Consider the following 9,993-nt stretch of genomic DNA (forward strand, 5'->3'; position numbering starts at 1 on the left):
GAGGATCTGTAATTGAATTAAAATGTTTCAGAAAAGTAGTGCTCATATTTATGCGACCAAGTAATTATTATGCCTTGATCTGATCACTACTTGCTCTATAAGTTCAATTTATAATGATCTTGCCGTGTGTTTGGTAGAAAAAAACAAAAAACAGTTAGCTCTAATTTAAAAAGAGTGAATCACACACCGTCTATTATTTCTGAAGACGTACGCCTTACAGGCACTTTAGTTAGCCAAGGTGAAGTACAGCTTGATGGCCGTATTGATGGTGACATAAAAGTGGAGCATTTAGTTATTGGCTCAGCGGGAGTTGTTGAAGGTATTGTTGAAGCTAAAAGCGTTATTGTTAAAGGTAAAGTTATTGGGTCAATTAATGCCAGTGAAGTAAAAGTACAAAGTGGCGCTCATGTTCATGGCGATGTATTTCACGATACATTGAGTATTGATGCAGGCGCAGTAATTGAAGGCAGTATAAAGCAACGCTTTGAAAAAGAAGAGCCGGAACTAATTTCGAAAGAACTAAAACCCGCAAAAGAAGTTAAAGCATTATTGAAAGAAGATGGCAGCGACTTATCATTTGTAAATAAACAAGCCGCTGATAAAAGCTAAGTCAAATCAGCTTTACGTAAGTTACCTTTTCTCAGTAATGTACATAGTAATATCTGCAGTGAAAACAAGCTCATTGCGGGTATTATACAGTTTCACCGGTACTACTAAGTCTTCTTTATCAACCCACTTATGTGGTAAATCAATTTCAGCGACTGCTCGTACATCTGTATCTACTTTAGCCAAATACCTAACTGTCATCCCTTTTGGGATCCAACGATGCGTTTTAACTGGCACTGTTGCATCAACCATTACACCTGCACACAATTCAGCTAAGTTACACTGCGCAATAGCATGAATAGTTCCAATATGATTATGAACGCTTCGGCGGTTTTTAACCACCGCACTACAATGGCCCTCTCTCAAATCGAGTACGTAAGGTTTCATCGAACCAAAATATGGCGCTTTAAAGCAAACAGCTTTAGTAAAAAGCCAATTCCCAAAAGGTAGGCGCTTAAATTTATGCCATGTTTGTACAAGTGCAGATTTATTACTCATTATTATTTTCCATCAACAGTTACTTTTTTAAAATTAACACATCAGACCAGTTTTAAAAAGTGCATTTATGCTGGCTTTTTCGCTTAATCCAATCAAAAAGTAAGAATGACGACCTATGCAGGGGTCATAAGCCCTTTCTTTTTTATGAGTGCCCACCTAAAATACTCGACAAAAGGAGACTCAATGCAAACACAGCCCGCTAAACCTAATATGACTTTGTTACTTATCTTAGCGTTACTCGTTATATTTTGCCCTATGGCAATCGATATTTACCTACCTGCTTTTCCAACTATTGCAGAACAATTTGCAGTTACTGAACAACAAGTACAGCAAACCGTTGCTATTTTTATGCTTACAGTGGGTTTAGGCCAATTAATTGCGGGCCCTTTGGCTGATAGATTTGGCCGAAAACCAGTGGCAGTAGTGGGCATTAGTTTGTATGCAAGCTCTGCATTACTCGCATACTACTCGCCTTCTTTTGAGATATTACTAATAGCACGTGCTTTTCAGGGGTTTGGAGCGTGTGCCACATTTGTTGTCGCATTTGCGATAGTGCGTGATAAATATGGTAGTGAACGAAGCGGACAAATGATTACCTACCTTAACGGGATTGTGTGCTTTATTCCGGCAATGGCACCTATTTTAGGGGCTTGGCTTACCGTACAATTTGGCTGGCGTATGAACTTTATGTTTTTAACCGCGTTTGCCATTGTAGGGCTTGTTGTTACGCTATTCTTTTTTAGAGAAACTCGTCCTGCTGATAGCCATTATCAGGGGCATATTTTAGATTTACGTCGCTTTACACCGATTATTAAAACACCGGTATTTTTGTTTAATAGCCTAATTTGTATGGTCTCAATGTCGGCCATATTAGTGTATGTAACGCTCGCACCAGGCTGGCTTATTACACATTTAGGCGGCACCGTAGCCGACTTTACTTTTTGGTTTACGTTAAATGCCGTAATAAGTATTGTCGCAAGTTTTATTTTACCAACCTACATTAAACGAAATAGCCAACGTGCTTTGCGTGTCGGTGTGAGTGTACTGGTTTCCTCAGGCATTTTAATGTTAGCCCTTAGCGGTATAGAAACAGCATTTGCGCTTATGCTACCTATCTTAATTGCTGCATTAGGGTTTGCTTTAAGTTTAGGCTCTGCTGCAGGAATGTCTCTGTCTAGCTTTCCTAAACAAGCAGGCACAGCCTCTGCATTACTCGGTGCTATGCAAATGAGTGGCGCAAGTATACTTGTCGTTTTAACCCAATATTTAGGGCTAAGCACACCGTGGTTGATTGCTTTTCACTTATTATTGCTAGTTCCGCTTTGGCTTATTTTAATGAGCAAAAAAGCACATAGTTTACACCCGGCTAAAAGTACTCAATGATCAACCCTGACTTTCTAGTCTCATTTTTATTAGCCAGCTTTTTAATGGCAGTAGCGCCTGGGCCATCAAATGCATTTTTGATGGCGCAAACATTTGCTAATGGTCGAAGTGCTGGTATGCAAAGTGCTTTTGGTTTTGCATTAGGTGGGGTTGTTCATACGCTATTTGCTGTTGTAGGCCTAAGCGCAGTACTGAAAGCTTCCCCTAGTGCCTATGCCGCAGTGCAATATGCAGGCGCAGCATACTTATGCTATTTAGGGTTTATGATGATTAAAGGCACGCTAAAGCAGCCAGAGCCGACATCTGATGACAAGCAAACCGATAAACCGCATATAAGTACCAGTAAAAAAAGTAATGTCATGTTTCAGGCCATGATGACTGAAGTATTAAACCCTAAAGTAGCATTATTCTTTATTGCATTTATTCCACAATTTGTAGATCCAACGCTTTCATCGGCTACTTTTCAGCTCGCTTTTTTTGGCTTACTTTACCCTCTTTTTGCTTTTCCGATTGACTGCACGTATATTTATTTTGGCGACAAAATTGCACAGTTTTTTAGACGTAACCCAAATAGCCAACTTTGGATTGATAGGATCACTGGCATTGTATTTATTGCCCTTGCTATCAATCTATTATTTTAACTAACCTGCACTTTGGTTAAGAGATTTATTCTTCCGAGTTTAGGTTCACCAATAAAAAGAATTAGCATGGAACAAAAAACACAATCTCTTCCCGCACAAAAAAATATTGCTTTAGTGGCACACGATGGTAAAAAAGCAGCACTAAAATTATGGTGTGAAAAGCACAAAGAAATACTAAGTAAGCACACTTTATATGGCACAGGTACTACGGGGCATTTAATTCAAAAAACTACGGGGCTTGATGTAGTTCAGCTTTTAAGTGGTCCTATGGGCGGCGATCAACAACTTGGCGCTAAAATAGCAGAACATGAGATACATGTTTTAATATTTTTTTGGGACCCATTAGCATCACAGCCTCATGACCCTGATGTTAAAGCGCTGCTGCGTTTAGCCGCTGTTTGGAATATTCCGGTGGCGTGTAATGAGGTAAGTGCAGATATGTTATTAAGCTCACCGCTTATGGACGTAGAGCTTGAACGTACATTGCCAGATTACGAAAAATACCTCGCAACCCGACAAATAGATCTTTAAACCTCAATTGTAATCTAGGTTATTTATAAAGCATGCTGGCCCATTTAGTCAGGCCAGCGGTTACACTACCAAAGTGATCCCCGTTAACCATCTTTATATCGCCTAAGTGCTTACTTAAAGCCGCTTTAATCAATGGTGATTGTGCACTACCGCCTGTTAAGTAAATAATGTCTGGCGTGGTCGCAGCGTCGCTGATTGCTTGTTTTGCTAAAGTAACTATTTGGCTAATACTACTCTCAACGGCAACAGCTAAATCGCTTACCGATACATTTTTATTCAGTCCACTATCTAAAAAGCTTAAATCACAATCAAACGCACTAGCTGACGAAAGTGCTATTTTAGCCGCTTCACCTTGTTGCACTAATTGATGGCCTTGCTTGTTTTGCTGTAAATGTATTAAACGCTTATAAAGCTCAGGTGCACTTACATCACGTAATTGTGCATTTAGCTCTCGGGTATGGCTTTCACTATAAAATTGGCTTTGTAAGTTTACATCGTTAATTTTACACGCTTGCCAAAACGCTTGATTAGGCAAAGGCAAACCCGATTTAAACGTACTACCTAAACCCAATAACGGCATTAAACCATGAAAGCTCAAAGCAATATCTAAATCGTTTCCGCCAACACGTTTACCACTGTGAGATAAAAAATCGCTATCGCGCTGGCTATTTCCTCTAAAGCTTGGACCCATTTGTACAAATGAGCAGTCACTTGTACCACCACCAATATCAATAACGAGGACTTTTTGATCCTGAGTTAAATCACTCTCGTAGTCGATACCCGCAGCAAGTGGCTCATATAAAAACTCTACGTCTTTAAAACCAGCACGTTTAGCAGCACGCTCTAAAATACCGACCGCTTGTTGATTTGATTGCTCGCCACCCACAGCTTGAAAGTTTACTGGGCGACCAATCACTGTTTGTGTAAGTGTTTTACCTAAAGAGAGCTCAGCGCGTTGCTTAATTTTTAAGATCATCGCGGTTGCGATATCTTCAAAAAAGTTAATTTGACCTTGCTTTAAACCTGTTGCACCAAAAAATGATTTAGGAGACTTAACAAAATAGCCTTCTTCAGGAAACTGCACGTACTCGCTAATCGCTTCACGACCAATAAATAGGGTTTCATCTGAAGGTTGTAAATCAAGGTCTGACTTAATACGAGGTAAGGTATTTAATAATGCTTGGCGCTGCGTTAAAAAATCATGCTCATGGGCTGTGCCATGTAAATGCTTAGCAACAAAATCAACAACCAACGCGCTGTGATGAGTGTAAAGTGTAGACGGTAAGTAATGTTTTCCTTGCTCTAGCGGTACTAATTGAACATTACCCTCGCTCATTACACCCATAGCACAATTAGAACTACCGTAATCAAAACCTACAAACATACTTCACCACACATTACCAAAAAGGCCGCGCAATTTAGCACACTTTGTAAAATTTATAAATGTTATAAACTATCTCTGACCCGTAAAAAACTGGCAAAACGCGGTAACCCATTTTTTGTTAAGCCATGAAATCGGTACGTTACAGTACTACCAATCTCCGGTGGGATGGAGCGCTGTGCATCATTAAACCCAGTACCAATAGAAAATACCTGCCCCTGCGCTGTTTTTACCCTCAATGCACCTAACATACCTTGGTATTTGCCTTTACCTGGTAAATGCGCAATCACAACCGCTTCTGCATCTAAATAAGGTTTTAATTTTAGTAAGGCATTGCTTCGACCATTGCTGTGCTTAGCACTAGCTAAATGAAGCATTACGCCCTCGCCACCCTGCTTAGTTATGTTCTCAAAATACTCTGTAAGCTGCTCATTATTTGTAAAGCTATATTGAACTACAGCACTAATGTGCGGCGAGTTTAGGCTAGTGATAAGCTCATTATAGTTTTTATAGCGAGTGCTAAAAGGGAGATTTTTATCTGGCATATCAAATACTTTATAAGTAATAGTTTGCCAATCATGATTATTAGGTTTTTTAGTTCTGACTATGCCGCTAAGCGCAGAAAAGTGCTCACGTTTAGTCCACAGCTCACCATCAAGCCATACATTTGGCAATGGCGCTGTAAACCAACTTGGCGCATTGATAATATTACCCTTACGAGTGACAAACTCCGTGCCGGTCCAGATAGCTCTTACGCCATCATATTTTTCACTGACTAAATATTTACTTACATCATAATGCTTCGTTTCGTCATATACTTTAGCCAGTAAAACAGACGGTTGTGCTGCACTTATGCATTGCGTAAAAAGTACAATAACAATTAAAAGCAGGTGTTTAATAGTAAGCATTGGCGCATCCAAGCACGTAAAAGTTGGCTTAAACTATAGTTGAGATTGCGCCCATTGCCAAAACTCATCTAAGTTGCTCATTTGATAGGTAGCTTGGCTAAAGTCGTGATCTTTAGTATGACTATTGGCAATGGCTACAACACGTAACAAAGCATTATTAGCAGCTGTTACCCCTGTGTAAGTATCCTCAACAGCAATTGCATTGCCTGCCTGTATATTTATCTGCTCAAGTGCCAGTAAATATGGGTCCCCTGCAGGTTTAGGATTAGTTACATCATCTTTTGTAACCACCGTATCAAACAGCTCATAAAACCCTAAGCCTTTCAGTATTGGCATAGCTTCACTTTTAGCACTGCCTGTTACTAGCGCCATTTTTAAGCCACTCGCTTTTACAGCTTTCAATGTTTGCTCTGTAAATGGCATCAGTGGCGGTAAATGTGTTACTACATATTCACCAAATAAACGGTATTTTTCATCTGCTAAAAACTGTGCACTTACCGATAAGTTATGCTCTTGCTTAATTTCGATTGCGGCTTCTAAAGTGGGCCGTCCCGAAAAGCGCTGACAAAAATCATTTTCTAAATAACTAACGCCGTAGGGTTTAAGTAATTTACTCCAGCATACAAAGTGCATGCTTTCTGAATCAACTAATGTGCCATCCATATCAAATAATATTGCTTTTAAAGTCATCCTCATTCCTTATTTAACTTGAGCTAAATTTTGACAATAAAAAAAGGCGCCTTAAGCACCTTTTATATAAATACAGTTATTGCGTTAAGCCTGCTGGCGGCTCACCCGTTGCTTCCTCACCCGTTTCAACATCAACAAGCTCGTAGCCACGCGTTTTACGTACAACTTTAAGTACTGGTTTATCAAATGCAGTTTTTAAACGCTCGGAGTCATCTTTCAACTCATCTAAGGTTGTTCCAAAAGGGGCTGCGCCAGTTTCTGACCAGTTAGTTACTTTACCATTTAGGTTATATTCTACTTCATGTATTTGATATTGCGCTGCTTCGTCTTTCGTTGCTTCACAAAAAATTACACGGTAATTCCAAAATCCAGCCATCTTTTTATCTCTTTAAATTAATTAACGCTACTTTACCAGCTTTATAAAAACATAAAAGCCTGCACAAGGCAGGCTTTTAAAAATTAATATAATTTAAGGTTATCTCTAGAAGAAGTTAACTTTAAATTCAGCACCAACATAACGCTCTTCGTTAACAATACCTGTATTGTTATTGAAATCTACAGCGCCAATAACTTGTTGTTCGTCAAATAAGTTACGGACAAAAGCAGCAACTTCGTATTCGTAATCGCCTTCAGACCATGTGTAGCCTGTACGAAGACCTGTTTCAATAAGCTCTTTACCTTCAAACTCTACTGATTCGTAAAGGAACATATTGATTTTACTGCGATAAGAAATATCACCGCTTGCGAAGAAGTTACCATCGGCAAGTTCTTTAGTGTAGCGAAGCGTAAAGTTAGAGATCCACTCAGGCGCATGCGGTAAGCTGTTACCATCAAGTATTGCAAAGCCTGAATTATTAATTGGATCAGTCACGTTTAATGTAACACGGTCAGGTACTGGTATTGAAATACTGTCATCTTTTATTTCGGTTTTATTGTAGCTTAAGTTAAATGTTGCATTAAACTCATCACTTAGTACCCACTGTGTGTCTAGCTCGAAGCCGTAGCCTGTTGTTTTGTCTGCATTGATTAAGCTACTAGAGTTTGTATCACCACCTACAGCGGTAAGTTGCTGGTCATCCATTGTGTAATAAAATACAGTTGCATTAACGCGACCTTGTCCATCTAACACGTCTGATTTAATACCTGTTTCGTACGATGTTACAGTTTCAGAATCAGCTATTGTTACTTCTTCATTAAACAAAATACGCCCTTGCAAACTTGGTGCACGGAATGTGTTTGCTACACGTCCGTACCAGTTAACATCATCGTTTACTTTGTAGTTTGCAGATAAATCCCAGCTTACATGGCTATCGCTTACGTTTTCAGGAATAATTTTTGGACCAGCGCCAGTTGGGCTAAGTGTACGATCAGCTACAAAATCTTTGTCATCATCTGAATAACGAAGACCCGCTGTTACTTTTAAATCATCAGATACGACATAATCAACAGAGCCAAATACTGCCCAAGCAGTTGTATCTTGTTGCTGCTCAACATAACCATTTAATACACCATTATCAGCGGTGTTATAATTAAAGTTTTCAATTGTCAGCTCTTCATCAAAGTAAAATACACCTACTTGATAATTTAAGTCACCATCAAAGTTACTAGATAAACGTAGTTCTTGCGTTAACTGGTCGTGATCTGGAATACCATCAGCACTTTCTGAAGAGAAAGGAATAAAACCAGGTCCCATAGCAACTGGAACGTCATCTATTGAGAAGCCGCCGTAACCGCCGTCAATATCAGCGCGCGAATATATTTCAGCACTTTCCCATGCAGAAATTGAAGTGATGGTGTGGTTTTTAAGTTCCCACTCAAGCTTTAAGCTCGCGCCTTCAGATTCTACTTGTTGAGTAGAGCGAGATGCCGCATCTTGATAAACAACATCACTTTCGTAGTTATCTACTAGCTCATTAGTACCCGTTTTAATTACATTCGCACGAAAGGCAATTGGTGAGCCATCTAAGTCACGTGTGTGATAGTTTAATAAAGCAGTAAAATCATCGCCTTCATATAAAAACTGAACACGTGCCGCTTTTTCAGTGTAACCACCTTGCTCGTCTTTAGCTTCAAAGCCTGGCGCTTGGTTATCAATGTAATCGTCTTTATCTTGCCATAATAATGAAACACGAGCAGATAAACGGTCAGTTAAAGCACCACCTACAGCACCACTTGTGTCTACAGCGCCACGGCTACCGTATGAAACAGAGCCATAACCATCAAATTCTTGGCTTGGTTTAACAGTATCAAACTTAACAAGGCCAGCTGGCGTGTTACGTCCAAATAAAGTTCCCTGTGGTCCACGTAATACTTCTACGCGTTCAACATCAAATACTGGGAAGCCTTTTAAAATTGCATTTTCTTGAACTACTTCATCAACAACAAGTGATACTGGTTGTGATGCATTCAAATCGAAATCGGTATTACCTAAACCACGAACGTAAAAGCGTGGGAATGAACGACCAAATGAAGACTCAATAGATAAACTTGGAATTTTCGCATTTAAAAAACGAATATCCATACCAGCTGAGCTATACGCATCAAGGTTATCACCTTGTAGTGCAGATACTGCTACTGGTACTTCTTGAGCGTTTTCTACACGTTTACGAGCTGTTACTTGAATAACTTCTAGTTGATTACTTTTTTTAGCTGTTTCTTCTTCAGCAGCTAAAGAAGAAAATGAAGTACCTGCTACTGCAGAGAACAACGTTGCATTGATTAGGGTAGCTAACGTAGATCTTTTCATTGCTTTCATGTTGGGTTTAACCTTTTTTGTGCACTCTTGTTCAACGGTTTTTTGTGTTGCGCAATGTATTCATTGCGGGCTCGTTCAATTTTTCGCGACTTGCGTCATGCGCGCGGACCTTATTACCGAGAGTACAAAAACGATGTTATAAGGCTGAACGAACGATTAAGATTATACCATTGTGTGACAATTTTACTGCATAAATATAGACATAATTAGAAACTTTTTTGCAACATTTAACTACAAAATCACGTGTTTTTATCACTATTTAGATGCAAAATTCTAATATTAAGGACATATGTCCTTTATTGGATTTAATAAAATGGAGTAGGAAGAAGGGATTGTTTTACATGTTAACCTAAAATAGAAACACCTGTGTTTTTATTAAAAGCCGCCCAAGAGCTAACACCATTCAGTTAAGCATGCTTTGACTTAATGGTGTACCGAGTTTTTGAAATTCGAACGGTCCTACTTTGGGCCGTTTTCTTTTTTCTGGAAGAATATAACGTTTCACTCGTTCTCGCATTGCCCTTAATTTCTTTGGAATTGAACCTGGCGAAGCGATGGCACACCAGAGTATCTCATCCTGTATATCCCGCAAAGCCATGA

Annotated in this window: 10 protein-coding genes and 1 pseudogene; 4 read left to right on the forward strand and 7 right to left on the reverse strand. The window is 39.3% G+C overall.

Annotated features, from left to right (window positions below; genetic code table 11):
• Positions 1-126: 126 nt before the first annotated feature.
• The gene (locus QL998_RS19465) at positions 127-609 is read left to right on the forward strand and encodes a polymer-forming cytoskeletal protein (protein ID WP_024605845.1); all 483 of its coding nucleotides are present in this window, start codon (positions 127-129) and stop codon (positions 607-609) included.
• Positions 610-630: 21 nt separating this feature from the next.
• On the opposite strand, the gene QL998_RS19470 is transcribed toward QL998_RS19465, so the two are convergent.
• Positions 631-1,104, reverse strand: coding sequence for a hotdog fold domain-containing protein (locus tag QL998_RS19470; protein ID WP_272451478.1), 474 nt, complete (start codon positions 1,102-1,104; stop codon positions 631-633).
• Positions 1,105-1,287: 183 nt separating this feature from the next.
• Here QL998_RS19470 and QL998_RS19475 point away from each other — a divergent pair, with 183 nt between their 5' ends.
• The 3 genes from QL998_RS19475 (at position 1,288) to QL998_RS19485 (ending at position 3,659) form a co-directional block, all read left to right on the forward strand.
• Entirely contained in the window at positions 1,288-2,487 is a 1,200-nt protein-coding gene (locus QL998_RS19475; RefSeq protein WP_290193327.1) for a multidrug effflux MFS transporter, read from the forward strand.
• The gene (locus QL998_RS19480; RefSeq protein WP_024595670.1) at positions 2,484-3,128 is read left to right on the forward strand and encodes a LysE family translocator; all 645 of its coding nucleotides are present in this window, start codon (positions 2,484-2,486) and stop codon (positions 3,126-3,128) included. Before QL998_RS19475 ends, QL998_RS19480 begins: the two co-directional genes overlap by 4 nt.
• 66 nt (positions 3,129-3,194) lie before the next feature.
• Complete coding sequence (locus QL998_RS19485) at positions 3,195-3,659, forward strand: methylglyoxal synthase (protein WP_002958191.1); 465 nt, start codon at positions 3,195-3,197, stop codon at positions 3,657-3,659.
• 19 nt (positions 3,660-3,678) lie between these two features.
• On the opposite strand, the gene yegD is transcribed toward QL998_RS19485, so the two are convergent.
• The 6 genes and pseudogenes from yegD to QL998_RS19515 form a co-directional block, all read right to left on the reverse strand.
• Positions 3,679-5,043, reverse strand: coding sequence for a molecular chaperone (gene yegD, locus QL998_RS19490; protein WP_290193328.1), 1,365 nt, complete (start codon positions 5,041-5,043; stop codon positions 3,679-3,681).
• Between the two features lie 62 nt (positions 5,044-5,105).
• Positions 5,106-5,948, reverse strand: coding sequence for a DNA ligase (locus QL998_RS19495; RefSeq protein ID WP_182196073.1), 843 nt, complete (start codon positions 5,946-5,948; stop codon positions 5,106-5,108).
• A gap of 33 nt (positions 5,949-5,981) precedes the next feature.
• Entirely contained in the window at positions 5,982-6,638 is a 657-nt protein-coding gene (locus QL998_RS19500; protein ID WP_182196075.1) for an HAD family phosphatase, read from the reverse strand.
• A gap of 76 nt (positions 6,639-6,714) precedes the next feature.
• Positions 6,715-7,014, reverse strand: a complete 300-nt coding sequence (locus tag QL998_RS19505; protein WP_002958185.1) for a hypothetical protein — start codon at positions 7,012-7,014, stop codon at positions 6,715-6,717.
• A gap of 105 nt (positions 7,015-7,119) precedes the next feature.
• A complete protein-coding gene (locus QL998_RS19510; RefSeq protein ID WP_024605364.1) occupies positions 7,120-9,393 on the reverse strand; it encodes a TonB-dependent receptor in 2,274 nt (757 codons plus the stop codon).
• 407 nt (positions 9,394-9,800) lie between these two features.
• Positions 9,801-9,993, reverse strand: a pseudogene (locus QL998_RS19515) (IS4 family transposase); the annotation flags it as partial.

Source organism: Pseudoalteromonas sp. APC 3691 (assembly GCF_030408135.1).
GTDB lineage: Bacteria > Pseudomonadota > Gammaproteobacteria > Enterobacterales > Alteromonadaceae > Pseudoalteromonas.